The organism is Pseudomonas sp. K5002 (assembly GCF_013386655.1).
Lineage (GTDB): Bacteria > Pseudomonadota > Gammaproteobacteria > Pseudomonadales > Pseudomonadaceae > Aquipseudomonas.
This window is the reverse complement of the sequence record NZ_JACARK010000257.1, coordinates 1-17,449: the sequence shown is the minus strand read 5'-3', so window position 1 is coordinate 17,449 and position 17,449 is coordinate 1. Positions and strand designations below refer to the sequence as shown.

Below are 17,449 nucleotides of genomic sequence, written 5' to 3'. Positions count from 1 at the left end.
CACGCCAGTGCAACTCTTGCCGGCCAGGTCGCGGACCAGTCAGCCGCCAGGCTGCAAGGTATCGCCCAAGGCGAAACGGTTCTCGGGCACATCCAGGTCTCCGCTAAAGCACATGACCAGTTCCTGGCTACCGCCATGGGCGGCGGCGCGAACGTGAACGCCGACGGTTCGACGAGCCCTTCCACCTATGCAGTGACGCAGTCTGGCCAGAACGGTGCCGAGGCTCAGTTGATCAAGGTCGACTCCATCGGGCAGGCATTCGGTCTACTCGATGACCGTATGGTGGCTACCGACGACCAATCGAATGCCATCAATGCGCAAGCCGAGACACTGCGCAAACAGATGGACAACGGTGAGGTGGGGCATGTCCGCCAGGATCCGGTCAGTCGTGACATACAGTTGGCCGGCATTGCTGATGGGGCCCAGGTCGACATCAGTGGCAGCCAAGGCTCGCGCACGGTGGGTGGCGTTGAGGACGGCGAGGTCAGTTCTACCAGCCTCGATGCCGTCAACGGGCGCCAACTGGAGGCAGTGAATCAGCAGGCCAGGCAATTGGGCCAGCAGTCTTCCGGTATTGCCGTGGATGCGAGCGAAGCCGGCGACAACGTATCCACGCGTCCGGATAGCCAATCGGTTGCGCTCGGGGCACAGACTCAGGCCGAAGGCGAGCGCAGTGTCGCCACCGGTGCTGGTGCCACTGCTCAGGCGAAACAGAGTACTGCGCTGGGTTCGCAAGCAGGCGCCAACGCGAAAAATAGCGTGGCGCTGGGGGCGGGGTCCCAAGCCACACGTGCCAGTAGCGTGGCAGTCGGTGCGTATGGCGCCGAGCGTCAGATCAGCCATGCAGCCGAGGCTGTGCAAGGCACGGACGCTGTCAATTTCCGCCAGGCAACTCGGCTTTCGAACCAAGCCGCCAATCGGTCGCTAACGGAGGCCAACGACTATACCGACCGCCGCGTCGGCAGCCTGCGGCAGGACGTGTACGCCGGTATTGCGGCGGTGATGGCCACCGCCGGGTTACCGGTTGCGTCCTCGCCGGGCAAGTCGATGGTGGCAATGGCAACGGCTGTGTACGAGGGTGAGCCCGCTTTGGCCATCGGGTTGACGGCGCGCTCCAGGGGTGGGAAGTGGACCTATCGCGCGACAGGTGCGGGCACCGCGCAGGGAGATTTCGGACTTACGTTGGGGCTTGGTTATCATTGGTAGTGCACTAGCTGCCGATAGGGCACAGCGGTAGCTTCCGGTCAGTAGCTACAGCTATAGAAAGCCTGGATCGCTCGCAGATGCGCTGCAGCCGTATTGTAAGCGCGGTGCCTGAGTTTGAGTTGGACGTAGATGAACGGAACGAGTTTGGGCAACGGAGCCGCATTACCAGCTTGCACGAGCATCGGTACACGCTGACCAGAAGAGAAACGGCACTGAATCAGCTTCATCGGCAGCCACCTCATTGAATAACTTGCCATGAACATGAAGGACATGGCCCGTTGAGAGAATGGACACCAGAAGTGGGTTTGTCGAATCAGCGCCTTAGGTAGCTCATGAACATCTATGACATGACCTGTCGTTTAACATAATATACATTATGCGTAATCATATGATCCGTTATCAGGGTCAGTGCCAGCCAGATTTCAACCAGTGCACCACGCTCCTCATCGACCAAACCCAGCCTGTCTCGATTTGGTCGATGAGCCTGGATCACACCTGAGCGAAACCGCCATCCACGAACATCTCGCTGCCCGTCATGAAGCTGCTCTCATCCGATGCCAGGAACAATGCCGCATTCGCCACTTCATCTGGCTGCCCCATACGACCCAGCGGTACACGCGTAACCATCGAATCGACAATCGCATCCTTCTGGCCGGTACCTGATAGCGCTCTGTCCAAACCCGGTGTCGTTGTCGGCCCAGGTGAAAGCACGTTCACGCGAATACCTGTGCCTTGCAGATCCAGCGCCCAGCTTCTCGCGAAGTTTCGCAGTGCGCCTTTCGACGCGCTGTAGACGCTGAACGCTGCGGTGCCCATCGAGGCCGTCGTCGAACCTGTCAGCACAATCGAGCCACCGGCGCTCATCAATGGCAACGCGTTCTGTACGGTGAACAACGTGCCTTTCACGTTCACGCCAAAGGTGCGATCAAACGATTCCTCCGTGATCGCACCAATGGGCTCCAGATCCCCAAGGCCCGCATTGGCGAACAACACATCTACACGACCTTTGTCAGCCTTGATCTGCGCGAATACCCGCTCAAGATCACGCAGGTTTGAAATGTCGCCCTGGATCGCGATCGCGTCATGCCCGATCAGGACCAAGGCTTTGTCCAGTTCATCCTGGCGGCGTCCCACGATAACGACCTGTGCACCTTCGGCCGCAAAGCGTATGGCGCTGGCCAAGCCGATCCCGCTGTTGCCACCGGTGACGACGGCGATTTTCCCGTTGAGCCTGTTCATGAGTGTTTCCCTCAAATGTTGAGGCCCAAGCGTAGATCTGCGCTATTGTTTTGAATAGTATGCACCTTTTGGTAAGTACCCAGCCTGAGGGCAAAAACATGTCAAACAGCACCTTTAACTGCGGGCTCGACGCCGCCCTGGCGGTGATTGGCGGGAAATGGAAACCGTTGGTCCTGTATCACCTGGCCCATGAAGTTCACCGTTATGGCGAACTGCGGCGCGCCGTTGGCGGCGTGACGGACAAGGTGCTGATCCAGCAATTGAAGGAGCTGGAACGCGATGAAATCATCGCGCGCATCGACTACAAGGAGATACCGCCAAAGGTCGAATACTCCCTGACTCCCTTCGGACGCTCGCTGGCCCAGGCATTGGGGCCGCTTTGCCAATGGGGCACCGACCATATGCTGGCGGTTGAACGCATCAGTGAGCGCCGAGCGACCGCCCTCGCCCAGCCTTAAATTCGCGAAATATCCAACTCGACTAAATGGATATTTAGTTGAGTTAAATCAGTACGTTACGTCTATCTCCCGTATCCATTGCCTATTCACGACACCCTGCCGCTGGTGACTATGTAGCGAGTCTGTAAACACCGGCTTGTATGCGCCGAGGGCGATCACTAAGCTGGCCCCTCTTTTTTACCGCCGCCCGGAACCACCATGTCTCGAAGTATCGCCCACCTCGCCCTGCTGCTGGGGTTGATCACCGCCGTCGGCCCGTTTGCCATCGACAGCTACCTGCCGGCGTTGCCGACACTCGGCGCCAGCCTGCATGCCTCGCCTGCCGCGGTGCAGATGAGCCTGACGGTGTTCTTCATGATCATCGGTGTGTGCCAGCTGTTCTACGGCCCGATCAGCGATGTGTTCGGGCGCAAGCCGCCGATCTATGCCGGCCTGGCGATTTTCATCGTGGCCAGCATTGGTTGCGCCCTCGCCCCCTCCATCGAGGTGCTGATCGGCTTCCGGGCGTTGCAGGCCTTTGGCGCCTGCGCCGGGATGGTGATTCCACGGGCGATTGTGCGTGACTTGTACACCGGCCATGAAGCCGCGCGCCTGATGGCGTTGCTGATGCTGGTGGTGAGCATTTCACCGATTCTCGCACCGCTGGCCGGCAGCGTGATCATTGCAGTGTGGAGCTGGCGCGAAGTGTTTTGGGTACTGGGTGTGGCCGCAGTGCTGTGCCTGATCATGACCGCCGTGCAATTGCCGGAAACCCACCCCGCCGAACGCCGCCTGGGCAAGACCCTGGGCAATGCGTTCGGCAGCTACGGCGCGTTGCTGCGTGATCCGGTGTTTACCGGGTTGTCGGTGGTGGGCGGTTTTGGCCTGGCGACGTTCTTCGTGTTCATCGGCAGCGCGCCATTCGTTTACATCGAGTACTACGGGCTCACGCCAACGCAATTCAGCCTGTGCTTTGCCCTCAACGCGGCGTCGTTTTTTGCCCTGAGCCAGTTGACCGCGCGCTTGAGTGCACGCTTCGGCCTCGCGCCGTTGATTCGCTGGTCGGTGGCCAACCGCTTTTTGGTGTTGTTGGCGACTTTATTCGTGACGGCCTGGGGTTTGTGGTCGATCCAGAACACCCCGGTGGATGCCTTGCCGGACCTGTCGGATGTGCAGGTGATCATCCGCACACCGTACCCGGGCCAGGCCCCACAGATTGTCGAGAACCAGGTCACTTACCCGATGACCACCACCATGCTTTCGGTGCCGGGTGCGAAGACCGTGCGTGGCTTTTCGTTCTTCGGCGACAGCTACGTCTACGTGCTGTTCGACGAGGGCACCGACCTGTATTGGGCGCGCTCGCGGGTGCTGGAATACCTGAGCCAGTTGCAGGCGCGTTTGCCGGCATCGGCCAAGCCGGCGCTGGGCCCGGATGCCACCGGTGTCGGCTGGATCTACCAGTACGCGCTGGTGGACCGCACCGGCAAACACGACCTGGCGCAACTGCGCTCGTTGCAGGACTGGTTCCTCAAGTTCGAGCTCAAGACCCTGCCCAATGTCGCCGAAGTGGCGACTATCGGCGGCCAGGTCAAGCAGTACCAGGTGCAGATCGACCCGCTGGCCCTGGCCAGTCGCGGCATCACCCAGGCCCAGGTGGTGGAAGCCATCGGCAAGGCCAACCAGGAAACCGGCGGTTCGGTGCTGAACATGGGTGAGTCGGAATACATGGTGCGTGCGTCCGGCTACCTGAAAACCCTGGAGGACTTTCGCGGCATTCCCCTGCGGCTCGACACCCACAACGTGCCGGTGCCCCTTGGAGATGTGGCGACGATCCAGCTGGGCCCGGACATGCGCCGGGGCATCAGTGAACTGGATGGCGAAGGCGAGGCGGTGGGCGGCGTGGTGATCCTGCGCAGCGGCAAGAACGCCCGCGAGGCCATCGCGGCGGTCAAGACCAAGCTGGAGCAACTGCAAACCAGCCTGCCGCCCGGGGTGGAAATCGTCACCACCTACGATCGCAGCAAACTCATCGATCGCGCCGTGGACAACCTCAGCCACAAGCTGCTCGAAGAGTTCCTGGTGGTGGCGCTGGTGTGCGGGATCTTCCTGTGGCACCTGCGCTCCTCGCTGGTGGCGATCATCTCGTTGCCGGTGGGGGTGTTGATTGCCTTTATCGTCATGCGCTTCCAGGGCATTAACGCGAACATCATGTCCCTGGGCGGGATTGCGATTGCCATCGGCGCGATGGTCGATGGCGCGGTGGTGATGATCGAGAATGCCCACAAGAAAATCGAAGCCTGGCACCACGCGCATCCGAACCAGGAATTGAAGGGGGAGGCGCATTGGAAGGTCATCACCGATGCGGCAGTGGAGGTGGGGCCGGCGTTGTTTTTCTGCCTGCTGATCATCACCTTGTCGTTTATCCCGGTGTTCACCCTGCAAGCCCAGGAAGGCCGCTTGTTCGGGCCGCTGGCCTACACCAAGACCTATGCCATGGCCGCTGCAGCGGGGTTGTCGGTGACCCTGATCCCGGTGCTGATGGGCTACTGGATTCGCGGGCGTATTCCCGATGAGCAACGCAACCCGCTGAATCGCGGCCTGATCAAACTCTACCAACCGGCCCTCGACGCGGTGCTGCGCTGGCCGCGCATGACCTTGCTGGTCGCGCTGCTGATGGTCGCCAGTGCGCTATGGCCAGTGTCGCACCTGGGCGGTGAATTCCTGCCGCCGCTGGATGAGGGTGACCTGTTGTATATGCCGTCGGCGTTGCCTGGTTTGTCGACGCAAACTGCCGGCGCATTGCTGCAACGTACCGACCGCTTGATCAAGAGCGTGCCGGAAGTCGCCCACGTGTTCGGCAAGGCCGGCCGCGCAGAAACGGCCACCGACCCGGCGCCGCTGGAAATGTTCGAAACCACCATCGAGTTCAAGCCGCGAGACCAATGGCGCCCCGGCATGACTCCGGAAAAACTGGTGAAGGAACTCGACCGGGTGGTGCAGGTGCCGGGGCTGACCAACATCTGGATTCCGCCAATCCGCAACCGTATCGACATGCTCGCCACCGGGGTCAAAAGCCCGATCGGCGTGAAGGTCGCGGGTTCCAGCCTGATGGACATCGACGCCGTGACCCAGGCCGTGGAAAAGGTCGCCAAGACGGTGCCCGGCGTCAGCTCGGCGCTGGCGGAACGCCTGACGGGCGGGCGCTACATTGACGTGGATATCGACCGCCCGGCCGCCGCGCGTTATGGCCTGAACATCACCGATGTGCAGTCCATTGTCTCCGGGGCGATTGGCGGGGAAAACATCGGCGAGACCGTCGAAGGCTTGGCGCGGTTTCCCATCAACCTGCGCTACCCGAAAGAATGGCGCGACTCGGTGAGCGCGATGAGCAACCTGCCGATCTATACGCCGTCAGGCAGCCAGATCACCCTGGGCACCGTGGCCAGGATCAAGGTCAGCGAAGGCCCGCCGATGCTCAAGAGCGAAAACGCCCGGCCTTCCGGCTGGGTGTACATTGACGTGCGTGATCGCGACCTGGCGTCGGTGGTGAAGGAATTGCGCGAGGCGATCAACCAGAACGTGCAACTGCAACCGGGCATGAGCCTCAGCTACTCGGGGCAGTTCGAGTTCCTGGAGCGGGCCAATGAGCGCCTGAAACTGGTGGTGCCGGCGACCTTGCTGATCATCTTCGTGCTGCTGTACCTGACGTTCCGGCGGGTGGATGAGGCGCTGCTGATCCTCGCCACCTTGCCGTTCGCGCTGACGGGTGGGGTGTGGTTGCTGTACTGGCTGGGCTTCAACCTGTCGGTGGCGACGGGTGTTGGATTTATCGCGTTGGCGGGGGTGTCGGCGGAGTTCGGCGTGATCATGCTGCTGTATTTGAAAAACGCCTGGGCCGAACGCCAGGGAGGAGGGGACCAGGCCCTGCTGGAAGCCATCACCGAAGGTGCCGTATTACGCGTGCGGCCCAAGGCGATGACCGTGGCCGTAATCATCGCCGGCTTGCTGCCGATCCTTTTAGGCGGCGGCACCGGCAGCGAAGTCATGAGCCGGATTGCCGCGCCCATGATTGGCGGCATGCTCACAGCGCCCTTGCTCTCCCTGTTCGTCATCCCGGCGGCATATAGGCTAATGCGCAAATCCAAAAGCTAACGACAATCAAATGTGGGAGCGGGCTTGCTCGCGAAAGCGGTGTGTCAGTCGCCAGATGCCGTGGCTGACCCACCGCGTTCGCGAGCAAGCCCGCTCCCACATTTAGACCTCATTCAGCCTGACCCACCGCTCCTCCTTGGCCGCCACCCGAATCGCCGCCGCCAACCGCTCAACCTCCCAAGCCGCCGCAAAATCCGTCCCGTCACTGCCCTTGCCGGCCAACGCCATCACCAACTCATGCACCTCCAGCGTCTTCAACTCGTTGTACCCCAACTGATGCCCCGGCGCCGGACTGAACGCCGCATACCCTGGCAACGAAGGCCCCGCCAACACCCGCTGAAACCCCTCCTGCCCAACCCGAAACAGCTGCAATTCATTCAACCGTTCCTGATCAAACAACAACGTGCCCCGCGTGCCACTGATCTCAAAGCTCAGGTGATTCTTATACCCATGCTTCAGCCAGCTACTGCTCACCGTCCCCCGTGCCCCATTGGCAAACCGCAACAACGCATGCACCTGGTCATCCACCGCAATCTCCCGCAGCGTCTCACTCCCGGCGGTGGCAGGCCGCTGCCCGTGCACCGTTTGCGTATCGGCACACACACTCACCACATCCCCCACCAAATAGCGCGCCATGGACAGTAAATGACTGCCCAGATCCGCCAACGCACCGCCGGCATGTCCCACCTCACAGCGCCACGACCACGGCGACGCCGAATCCGCCATGAAATCCTCGCTGAATTCCCCCTGAAAACTGATGATTTCCCCCAACTCACCGCGGGCGATCAACTGCCGGGCCAAACCAATCATCGGGTTGTGCTGATAGTTGTAACCCACCCGCGTCACCACCCCGGCCTTGCTCGCCGCATCACGCATCGCGGCCGCCTGCTCCAGGCTCACCGCCAGCGGCTTCTCGCAATACACCGCCTTGCCTGCCGCCAGTGCAGCCATGGCCATGGGGTAGTGCAAATGGTTGGGAGTAGTGATGGCGACAACATCCACCTTGGGATCGTCAATCAACTGCTGCCAGTCGCCATGGGCCTGGGCAAACCCCCAGTCAGCGGCGCAGCGTATTGCGCGCTCGGTATCGGCATCGGCCAGGGCGGCCAGCGTGAGCTTCACCGGCAGCTCGAACACCGCCCGCGCGTTATTAAACGCCAAGGCGTGGGCACGCCCCATAAAGCCTGTACCAATCAGGCCGATTCCGAGTTCGCGCATAGCCGGGTTCCTTCGAATTATTGTATTGAGAAGCCTATTTATGGAATAAATATTCCCAAAACTCAACACATGGAATAAAAATTCATTCCAGGACCCACACCTCACCCCGTGGCGAGGGAGCTTGCTCCCGCTGGGCTGCGCAGCGGCCCCAAAAAGCGTAGGAGCGCTGCGCACTCCAGCGGAAGCAAGCCCCCTCACCCCAACAGCCCCCCCTCCACGGATCACCGCCGCTGATAGCACTACATTCAGCACCGACCCAAACCCCTCCAGTTAACAAAACATAACGTAGCGCCGATTGTCAGACGATTCCAAAGCCCGCTAGGATGGCCCAGCTTGCCCAAGGCGCTCTAGATTGCAGGTTTCAGGGCTCCCCACGGCAAGACGACCTAACAATAATAAATGGGAGAAAGGTCTATGAGTGAGCCTGTCATGGGTGTGGTGTTTTTTCGCCCGAAGGCCACGCGCAGGGTCGCATTGTTGGCCACAGCGCTCTCGTTGCTGGGGGTTGTCGCGTTGTCGACACCGGCCCATGCCGCCACAGAAACCACCGCCGCCGCGGTGTTCGCCATTGACTCCCCCAAGGCCGCCAAAAGCCTGATGATCGACGTGGTCCACGCAGGCAAGCGCCTGGTCGCGGTCGGTGATCGCGGGCACATCCTCTATTCCGACGACCAGGGTGTCACCTGGACCCAAGGCAAAGTCCCCACCCGGCAACTGCTGACCGCCGTATTTTTCGCCGACGACCAACACGGCTGGGCGGTGGGCCATGACGCACAGATCCTCGCCACCACCGACGGCGGCGTGACCTGGACCCAACAATTCCAGGACCTCAAGCGCGAAGCACCGCTGCTCGACGTCTGGTTCAAGGACGCCAGCAACGGCTTTGCCGTGGGTGCCTACGGTGCGCTGATCGAAACCACCGACGGGGGCAAGACCTGGGACGACGTCAGTGACCGCCTCGACAACGAAGACCAATACCACCTCAACGCCATCGCCCAGGTGAAAGACGCCGGGCTGTTTATCGTCGGTGAGCAGGGCAGCATGTTCCGCTCCCATGACGAGGGGCAAACCTGGGAAAAACTCGAAGGCCCCTACGAGGGCTCGCTGTTCGGCGTGATCGGCACCGCCCAGGCGCAGACGCTGTTGGCCTACGGCCTGCGTGGCAACCTGTTCCGCTCCACGGATTTTGGCAGCACCTGGGAGCCGGTGGAGCTGAACGCCACTCGTGGCGCGCTGGAATTCGGTTTGTCGGGGGCGACCCTGCTGGACGACGGTTCCATCGTGGTAGTGGGCAACGGTGGCAGCGTGGTGGTCAGCCACGACGACGGCCTGACCTTCAGCGTATTCAATCGCCCGGACCGCATTTCGCTGTCGGCGGTCACCGCGGCGGGCAACGGCAACTTGATTCTGGCGGGGCAGGGCGGCGTTCGCGTGGCCAGTCCAACCGGCGCCGAGCCGACAAAACAATAAGAAGGCGGGGACACAATGAGCAGTCATCACAACGACAAGGCCACGTTTCTCGAGCGCCTGATTTTCAATAACCGCCCGGCAGTCATCACGATCTGCCTGCTGGTGAGTATTTTCCTGTTCTGGCAGGCGACGTTGATTCGCCCGTCCACCAGCTTCGAAAAAATGATCCCCCTCCAGCACCCCTTCATCGAGAGGATGATGGAGCACCGCAATGACCTGGCGAACCTGGGCAACACGGTGCGCATTTCGGTGGAGGCCAAGGACGGTGACATCTTCACGAAGGAGTACATGGAGACCCTGCGCCAGATCAACGACGAGGTGTTCTACATCTCCGGCGTCGACCGCTCCGGCCTCAAGTCCCTGTGGAGCCCCAGCGTGCGCTGGACCGAAGTTACCGAAGAAGGCTTTGCCGGCGGTGAAGTGATCCCGCAGAGCTACAACGGCTCGCCGGAAAGCCTCGACCAGTTGCGCAACAACGTGCTGAAGTCCGGGCAGGTCGGGCGGTTGGTGGCCAACGACTTCAAGTCGAGCATCGTCGACATTCCGCTGCTGGAGTCCTATCCGGACCCACAGGACCAGGGCAAGCTGCTGGCCCTGGACTACCGCAAGTTCTCCCATGAGCTCGAAGACAAGATCCGCGACAAGTTCGAAGCGCAGAACCCCAACGTCAAGATCCACATTGTCGGTTTTGCCAAGAAGGTCGGCGACCTGATCGACGGCCTGGTGATGGTGGTGATGTTCTTCGGTATCGCCTTCGTCATCACCCTGGTGCTGCTGCTGTGGTTTACCAACTGCCTGCGCAGTACCGTCGCGGTGTTGAGCACCACGCTGGTGGCGGTGATCTGGCAGCTCGGGCTGATGCATGCCCTGGGTTTCGGGCTGGATCCCTACTCGATGCTCGTGCCGTTCCTGATCTTCGCCATCGGTATTTCCCACGGCGTACAGAAGATCAACGGCATCGCCCTGCAATCCAGTGATGCCGACAACGCCCTGACCGCGGCCCGGCGTACCTTCCGCCAGCTGTTCCTGCCGGGCATGATCGCGATCCTCGCCGATGCGGTCGGTTTTATCACCCTCTTGATCATCGACATCGGTGTGATCCGCGAGCTGGCAATCGGTGCTTCGGTGGGTGTGGCGGTCATCGTGTTCACCAACCTGATCCTGCTGCCGGTGGCGATCTCGTATGTCGGCATCAGCAAACGCGCCATCGCCAAGAGCAAGAAGGATGCGCACCGCGAACACCCGTTCTGGCGCCTGCTGTCGAAGTTCGCCAGCCCCAAGGTCGCGCCGGTGTCGATAGCCCTGGCGCTGATCGCCTTCGGTGGCGGCCTCTGGTACAGCCAGAACCTGAAGATCGGTGACCTCGATCAGGGTGCACCGGAACTGCGCCCGGACTCGCGCTACAACAAGGACAACAATTTCATCATCAACAACTACTCCACCAGCTCCGACGTGCTGGTGGTGATGGTCAAGACTCCGCCCGAAGGCTGCTCGCGGTATGAAGCCATGGCGCCCATCGACCAGTTGATGTGGAAGATGCAGAACACCGAAGGCGTGCAGTCGGCCATCTCGCTGGTGACCGTGTCCAAACAGATGATCAAGGGCATGAACGAGGGCAACCTGAAATGGGAAACCCTGTCGCGCAACCCGGACGTGCTGAACAACTCCATTGCCCGTGCCGATGGCCTGTATAACAACAACTGTTCGCTGGCGCCGGTGCTGGTGTTCCTCAACGACCACAAGGCCGAAACCCTCGACCGCGCGGTGCATGCGGTGCAGGACTTCGCCAAGGAGAACAACAAGGACGGCCTGGAATTCATCCTCGCCGCCGGTAACGCCGGGATCGAGGCGGCCACCAACGAGGTGATCAAGGAGTCCGAGCTGACCATCCTGATCCTGGTGTACCTGTGCGTGGCCACCATGTGCATGATCACCTTCCGCTCGTGGGCGGCGACCCTGTGCATCGTGCTGCCGCTGGTGCTGACCTCGGTGCTGGGCAACGCGCTGATGGCGTTCATGGGCATCGGTGTCAAGGTCGCGACCTTGCCGGTGGTGGCGCTGGGGGTGGGGATCGGCGTGGACTACGGCATCTACATCTACAGCCGCCTGGAGAGTTTCCTGCGGGCCGGCCTGCCGTTGCAGGAAGCCTATTACCAGACGCTCAAGTCCACCGGTAAAGCCGTGCTGTTCACCGGCCTGTGCCTGGCAATCGGCGTATGCACCTGGATCTTCTCGGCCATCAAGTTCCAGGCCGACATGGGGCTGATGCTGACCTTCATGCTGCTGTGGAACATGTTCGGCGCGCTGTGGCTGCTGCCGGCGCTGGCACGCTTCCTGATCAAGCCCGAGAAGCTGGCGGGGCAGAAGGGCAATTCGCTGTTCGCCCACTGATCCAACGCTGTTTGCCAAAACGCCGTGGCCTGTGCCACGGCGTTTTGCATTGCGCGGGCTTAGGCCGATGCAACGATTTGACCTATCATGAGGTCTTTCCTCTTGATGATTGATGGTTATGACTGCCGACACCGCTACCTTGCCCGACGCTTTTGAAGACTGCCAGATGGTCGAAATCGATGGCCTGCACAGCTTCGATTTCAGCCTGGATGACCAGACGTTATTGATCATCTGCATGGACGGTCGCGTCGAGAAGCGCTGGAGTTTCACCCTGGAGCAAGTCAAGGCGGCGACCTTTGATCAAACCCTGCAAAGCTGGACACTTACCGATGACAAGGGCGAACACCGCCTGGTCTGCATGAGCGGCGTCACCGGCAACAATAATGACGAGGATGAAGCGGATGATGATGCGTAAATTCTGGCCCCTGCTGATGGCCGGCAGCGTAGGCGCAATGTCGGTCCAGGCCGCGCCGGTGGACACCTATGAATTGCTCGTTGGCAGCTACACCGCCGGCACCAGCGAAGGTATCTACCGTTTGCAGTTCGACAGCCGTACCGGGCAGTTCAGCGGCCAGCCGGTGCTCGCCGCCAAGGCGGCCAACCCGTCGTGGCTGACCCTGTCCAAGGACCAGAAGCACCTGTTTGTGGTCAACGAAAACGGCCCGGGCCAAAAAGACCCGGTGGGGCGCGTCAGCAGCTACAGCATCGACCCGAAGAACCATCAACTGACCCTGATCAACCAGGTGCAGAGCCTGGGCAACGAGCCGACCCATTCCAGCCTGGCCAGTGACGGGCGCTACCTGTTCGTGGCCAACTATTCGGTGCTGGAAGATCCGGGCGGCAGCCTCGCGGTGCTGCCGCTAGACACCGAAGGCAAGCTGTCGCCGCCGGTGCAGTTGAGCGGGCACCCGGCCAGCCGGGTCAACCCGGAGCGCCAGGCGTCCAACCACGTGCATTCGGTGGTGTCTTCGCCGGACGGCAAATACGTGTTTGTCCAGGACCTGGGGGCGGACAAGATCTTTGCCTACCACTACGACCCCAAGGCCAACCATGAACTGCCGCTGACCCCGGCCGACCCTGCGTTTGTGCAATTGCCACCGGGCAGCGGCCCGCGGCACCTGCTGTTCACCGCAGACGGCAAGCACGCGTGGCTGACCACCGAGATGAGCGCGCAAGTGGCGGTGTTCGACTACAACGATGGCAAGCTGACCCAGAAGCAACTGGTCAACTTCGCGGATGGCCAGCCGGTGTCCGACAAGGCCGGTGCTGCACTGCACACCTCAAGCGACGGCAAGTTCCTCTACGTGAGCAACCGTGGCACCGCCAACCAGATGCTGGTGTTTGCCATCGACCCGGCCACTGCGCAGCTCAAAGAGATCCAGCGCCGATCGGTGGAAGGTGACCATCCCCGGGAGTTCGCCCTGGACCCCAGCGGCAAGTTCCTGCTGATCGCCAACCAGAAGAGCAACGAGATTGTGGTCGTCGAGCGCGATCCCAAGACCGGTCTTTTGGGCAAGACCGTGCAGAAACTGGCGATTGATGCCCCCAGCGACCTCAAGTTCCTGGTGCGGCAATAAGCCACAGGCCCCGCAGTGCGGGGCCTGACTTGTTGTATTAATACTATTAATAGCGGCTAGTGTTTCAATGAATTTCTAAGGCTAACCCCTCGGGCGTAAGTTTGGTTCCAAGGCCAACACAGGCCACCAAGCCAACCGAACACAAGGGTTACCGACATGAACTTCAATCTTTTCTCGATCATCGCCGCTTCCGCTGTTTCCGCCACCGTAGCGTTGCCAGCCAGCGCCAGTGTTGAAATCAGCAGCAAAAAAACCAGCACCAGCGCCTACACCCAGAAATACCTGCAACAAAGCGCCAACTTCTACGCAGCGCTGGACCACAAAATCCAGAACTGATCTTGAAGCTGATGAAGATCAAATGTGGGAGCGGGCTTGCTCGCGAAAGCGCCGGGTCAGTCTATACATGGGCTGACTGATACACCGCCTTCGCGAGCAAGCCCGCTCCCACATTTTGTCCTGCGACAGTCTCAGGTTTTTGCCATCACGGCGATGAACAACGGCGATTCCAGGAAGCGTTGCAACCAGCCCTGCAATCGCGGATAGGGCGCCTGGCCAAACCACTCCCGATCCACATGGGCAAACTGCCGCACAAACGGTGCAAGTGCCACATCCGCCAGGCTCAAATGCCCGGCCAGCAAATACTCCCGCTCCGCCAGCAACCCCTCCAGCTTCATCAAAAATACCTCACCCTCGGCCCGATAATGCTCCATCGGATACTCCGGATAGCGCTCGGCATACTTGTATCGATTCAATTGATGTTTGAAGCCCTGATCATTCTCTTCAATCAGCGCCTGCGTCGCCCGATCATCCCCAAGCAACCAACCCTCAGGATCGTTCTGTGCCAGTGCCCAGCGCATGATCGCCAGGCTTTCATCGATCACCCGGCCATCCACGCTCAGCACCGGCACCGTGCCTTTGGGTGACAACGCCAGCATCTCAGCCGGCTTGGCCTTGAGGCTGACCTCGATGATCTGCACCGCCACCCCTGAATACCGCAGGGCCATCCGCGCCCGCATCGCATAGGGGCAACGGCGGAACGAATACAACACGGCGTCGCTCACTTGACCTCCAGGGTGCTCAAGCCATTGCCCTGGCGCTTGACCTGAATCTGCACCGGAATCCGCTCGTGCATTTCCTGCACATGGGAAATCACCGCCACCTTGCGGCCCTGGGCCTGCAAGCCGTCGAGGGCGTCCATCGCCAGTTGCAGCGACTCGGGGTCGAGACTGCCAAAGCCTTCGTCGATAAACAGCGACTCGATCTTCAACGTACTCGACGCCATCGACGCCAGGCCCAAGGCCAGGGCCAGTGAGACGAGGAATGTCTCGCCACCCGACAACGAATGCACCGAGCGCAATTCGTCGCCCATTTCCGTGTCGAGCACCAGCAGGCCGAGCATGCTCCCGCCGCGTTTGAGGCGGTAGCGGCGCACCAGTTGGCGCAGTTGGACGTTGGCGTGGTGCACCAGCAGGTCGAGGTTGTAGGCCTGGGCGATCTTGCGGAAGGTATCGCCGGTGGCCGAGCCGATCAGCGCATTCAGGCGTGCCCAGCGTTGCCATTCGTCGTAGGCCTTGGCGATCTCTGCTGCCAGGGCCTGGTTGGCATCCTGGCGGCGCTGGTCGTCGGCCTGTTGGGCGCGCAGTTCGGCGCAGTGTTTTTCGCCAATGATCAGCGCGGCATTGAGTTCGGCCAGGGCGCTGTCCAGTTGCTCGGCGTCGAGGTTGCCGTTGTGCAGCGCCTGGTGATCCTTGAGCCGCTGCTCGCGCTCCTGCAGCAACACCTTCGCCTGTTCGACCGCTTTTTCGCTGTGTTGCAGTTGCTGGCGCAGTTCGGCCACCTGCGGCTCATCGAAGCCCACCAGCCGTGCCAGGCCTTCGTCATCGAGCTCCGGGTGCAAGGCGCGCCAGTCGTTCAGGCGCGTGCTGAGGGCCAGGTGCTCGGTGTCCAGGGATTGTTGGCGCTCTTGCAGCGACTTTAGGTCGGCGGCCAGTTGGATCAACTGGTTGCGGGTGTCCTGCAACTGCTGGTTGGCCTCGCTCTCATGCTGGCGAGCCTGCTCGACGGCCTGGTCCAGCTGCTGTTGCCAGTGCTCGGCGCTGGGGTTTTCGCCCAGCAGGCCGGCGAGCTTTTCCTCGGCCGCGTGTTGCAGGGCGCTCTGTTCGGCGAGCTGTTTGTGCAAAGTCTCCAGCTGCTGCTGGCGGTGTTGCTGGCGGTCCTGCTCTTTCTCGATGGCTTGCTGGCGCTGCAGCTGCTCGGCCAATTCTTCCTTTTGGTTGTCGAGCTGTTCCAGGCGCTGGCTGACCTGCTGGTCGAGCAACATGAAGGTCGCCGCCGGCTCGCTGCGCAGGCCTTCGAGGGTCTCGGTGGGCAGCAGGCTGGCGAAGGCGTTGAGTTCTTCGTCCAGGCGTTCGCGGTCGTTGGACAGTTCCCGTTGCTGGTCGATCAGTAACTGGCGCGCCTGTTGGCTGGCGTCCTGGGCGGCTTGCAGTTGTTGCTGCAAACGCCCGGCGTTCTGTTGCAGGTTGAGCAGGGCGCCCTGGCGTTGCTCGTCCTGGGTGAGGCTCTGGCTGAGCTGGCTCAGTTGCTGGGCGAGCCAGGCGTCGCGCTTGGCCGCGTCCTGGTTGAACAGCGAGGCCGACAGCGGATGGGCTTCAAGGCTTGGCAGCAAGGCCTGCAACTGGCTGGCGAGTTGCTCCTGTTGTTGCAGGAATTCCTTTTGCTGGGCGATCAGGCCGCCCACTTCGCCACGCAGGTCAGTGAGTTTTTCCTTGAGCACATCCACGGCTTGCTGCGCGTTGGCTTCTTCGCTTTCGTCGTGGCGGGTCAGGCTTTGCAGCATGGCTTCGGGCTGGTGATACGGGTGCTCGACACTGCCGCACACCGGGCACGGCTGCTTATCCTGCAGCTGGCCGCGCAATTCCTCGACGCTGGCACTGCGGGCCAGGCGCTGGCGCTCCAGCAGTTGCTTGGTGACGGTCAGGGTCTGTTCGGCGACGGCCAACTCGGCCTTGGCCTGCAAGCCGCTCTGGTTCAACAGTTCGCGTTGTTGCTGGGCGAGGGTCTGCTTTTGCGTCAGGGCCTGGCTCTGGCTGTCGAGTTGCTGATGGCTGTTCCACAGCCGCGCCAGGTCCTCAAACGCGCGATGTTGCTTGCGGTTGTCCTGGAGCAGGCTGCCGAGCAACTGGATCTGTTCGGCCACTGCATGGGGTTCGGCGCCGGCTTCGTGGTACAGCAGGTCAAGGGCTTCGCGTTGCTCGGTCCATTTTTCACCGAGACGGGTGGCGCGCTCTTCCAGTTGTGGCAGTTCGGCCTGGCCTTTATTGAGGCGATTGCCGATCAGCATCAGCTGTTGCAAGCGGTCGCGGTAGGCGCTCCAGGCCTCACTCAACGGCGCGAGGGCGGCGCTGCGTTCAAGCTCTGCGGCGAGCCGGTGCAGGCGCTCGGCGACAACTTTCTGCTTGTCGAGCAAGCCGGTCAACGTCGCCTGGCCTTCCACGCAGGCAGCTTCACCCAGCTGTTTCTCTTCGCTGCGTTTGGCCAGTTCGCGGGTCAAGTGGGCGAGGGTGGTTTGCTCCTCGAAGGCCTGGCGCAGCAAGGGCACAGCGTCGGCTTGCTGCTTGAGGGCCTGGGCGAGGGCGGCTTGCACGTCGGCCTGTTGCTGTTGCAGTTGGGTCTGGCGGGTGTGCAACGCGGTTTGTTGCTCAAGGTGCTGCTGGATTTGCGAGGCAAGGGGCTGCAACTGCGTGGTCAGTTCGGCCT

Annotated in this window: 12 protein-coding genes; 8 read left to right on the top strand and 4 right to left on the bottom strand. The window is 61.4% G+C overall.

Annotated features, from left to right (window positions below; translation table 11 throughout):
• Positions 1 to 1,206: YadA-like family protein (locus tag HX846_RS13560; protein WP_178965542.1), on the top strand; the 1,206-nt coding region annotated here is incomplete at its 5' end.
• 489 nt (positions 1,207 to 1,695) lie between these two features.
• Here the strand turns inward: HX846_RS13560 and HX846_RS13555 are convergent.
• Entirely contained in the window at positions 1,696 to 2,445 is a 750-nt protein-coding gene (locus HX846_RS13555; RefSeq protein ID WP_087692989.1) for an SDR family NAD(P)-dependent oxidoreductase, read from the bottom strand.
• 98 nt (positions 2,446 to 2,543) lie between these two features.
• On the opposite strand from HX846_RS13555, the gene HX846_RS13550 reads away from it, so the two are divergent.
• Positions 2,544 to 2,903, top strand: coding sequence for a helix-turn-helix domain-containing protein (locus HX846_RS13550; RefSeq protein ID WP_008433396.1), 360 nt, complete (start codon positions 2,544 to 2,546; stop codon positions 2,901 to 2,903).
• 198 nt (positions 2,904 to 3,101) lie between these two features.
• Positions 3,102 to 7,034: a CusA/CzcA family heavy metal efflux RND transporter gene (locus tag HX846_RS13545; RefSeq protein WP_178965541.1), complete on the top strand. Its 3,933-nt coding sequence runs from the start codon at positions 3,102 to 3,104 to the stop codon at positions 7,032 to 7,034.
• Positions 7,035 to 7,136: 102 nt separating this feature from the next.
• On the opposite strand, the gene HX846_RS13540 is transcribed toward HX846_RS13545, so the two are convergent.
• Positions 7,137 to 8,252 (bottom strand): Gfo/Idh/MocA family protein, encoded by a 1,116-nt coding sequence (locus HX846_RS13540; RefSeq protein WP_177080953.1) that lies wholly within the window; start codon positions 8,250 to 8,252, stop codon positions 7,137 to 7,139.
• 429 nt (positions 8,253 to 8,681) lie between these two features.
• Between HX846_RS13540 and HX846_RS13535 the strand changes: the two genes are divergently transcribed.
• The 5 genes from HX846_RS13535 to HX846_RS13515 all read left to right on the top strand — a co-directional run bounded on the left by HX846_RS13535 (position 8,682) and on the right by HX846_RS13515 (position 14,026).
• Positions 8,682 to 9,722: a YCF48-related protein gene (locus tag HX846_RS13535; RefSeq protein ID WP_256347045.1), complete on the top strand. Its 1,041-nt coding sequence runs from the start codon at positions 8,682 to 8,684 to the stop codon at positions 9,720 to 9,722.
• Between the two features lie 15 nt (positions 9,723 to 9,737).
• Positions 9,738 to 12,113, top strand: coding sequence for an RND family transporter (locus HX846_RS13530; RefSeq protein ID WP_003211205.1), 2,376 nt, complete (start codon positions 9,738 to 9,740; stop codon positions 12,111 to 12,113).
• Between the two features lie 118 nt (positions 12,114 to 12,231).
• Positions 12,232 to 12,528 carry a DUF5629 family protein gene (locus HX846_RS13525; RefSeq protein WP_008435940.1) on the top strand — a complete coding sequence of 99 codons (297 nt, stop codon included), beginning with the start codon at positions 12,232 to 12,234 and terminating at the stop codon, positions 12,526 to 12,528.
• Positions 12,515 to 13,690: a lactonase family protein gene (locus HX846_RS13520; protein WP_008435939.1), complete on the top strand. Its 1,176-nt coding sequence runs from the start codon at positions 12,515 to 12,517 to the stop codon at positions 13,688 to 13,690. Before HX846_RS13525 ends, HX846_RS13520 begins: the two co-directional genes overlap by 14 nt.
• A 156-nt stretch (positions 13,691 to 13,846) precedes the next feature.
• Positions 13,847 to 14,026, top strand: a complete 180-nt coding sequence (locus HX846_RS13515) for a hypothetical protein (protein ID WP_003211212.1) — start codon at positions 13,847 to 13,849, stop codon at positions 14,024 to 14,026.
• 131 nt (positions 14,027 to 14,157) lie between these two features.
• On the opposite strand, the gene HX846_RS13510 is transcribed toward HX846_RS13515, so the two are convergent.
• Both HX846_RS13510 and HX846_RS13505 read right to left on the bottom strand, forming a co-directional pair.
• Positions 14,158 to 14,751 (bottom strand): glutathione S-transferase, encoded by a 594-nt coding sequence (locus tag HX846_RS13510; protein WP_178965540.1) that lies wholly within the window; start codon positions 14,749 to 14,751, stop codon positions 14,158 to 14,160.
• Positions 14,748 to 17,449, bottom strand: a 2,702-nt coding sequence (locus HX846_RS13505; RefSeq protein WP_218645423.1) for an SbcC/MukB-like Walker B domain-containing protein, incomplete at its 5' end; no start/stop codon positions are given. The genes HX846_RS13505 and HX846_RS13510, both read right to left, overlap by 4 nt.

What these genes read in the sequence shown, in the direction of transcription:
- HX846_RS13555 (WP_087692989.1), bottom strand. Translation starts at nt 2,445, where the DNA reads ATGAACAGGCTCAACGGGAAAATCGCCGTCGTCACCGGTGGCAACAGC.
- HX846_RS13550 (WP_008433396.1), top strand. Translation starts at nt 2,544, where the DNA reads ATGTCAAACAGCACCTTTAACTGCGGGCTCGACGCCGCCCTGGCGGTG.
- HX846_RS13545 (WP_178965541.1), top strand. Translation starts at nt 3,102, where the DNA reads ATGTCTCGAAGTATCGCCCACCTCGCCCTGCTGCTGGGGTTGATCACC.
- HX846_RS13540 (WP_177080953.1), bottom strand. Translation starts at nt 8,252, where the DNA reads ATGCGCGAACTCGGAATCGGCCTGATTGGTACAGGCTTTATGGGGCGT.
- HX846_RS13535 (WP_256347045.1), top strand. Translation starts at nt 8,682, where the DNA reads ATGGGTGTGGTGTTTTTTCGCCCGAAGGCCACGCGCAGGGTCGCATTG.
- HX846_RS13530 (WP_003211205.1), top strand. Translation starts at nt 9,738, where the DNA reads ATGAGCAGTCATCACAACGACAAGGCCACGTTTCTCGAGCGCCTGATT.
- HX846_RS13525 (WP_008435940.1), top strand. Translation starts at nt 12,232, where the DNA reads ATGACTGCCGACACCGCTACCTTGCCCGACGCTTTTGAAGACTGCCAG.
- HX846_RS13520 (WP_008435939.1), top strand. Translation starts at nt 12,515, where the DNA reads ATGATGATGCGTAAATTCTGGCCCCTGCTGATGGCCGGCAGCGTAGGC.
- HX846_RS13515 (WP_003211212.1), top strand. Translation starts at nt 13,847, where the DNA reads ATGAACTTCAATCTTTTCTCGATCATCGCCGCTTCCGCTGTTTCCGCC.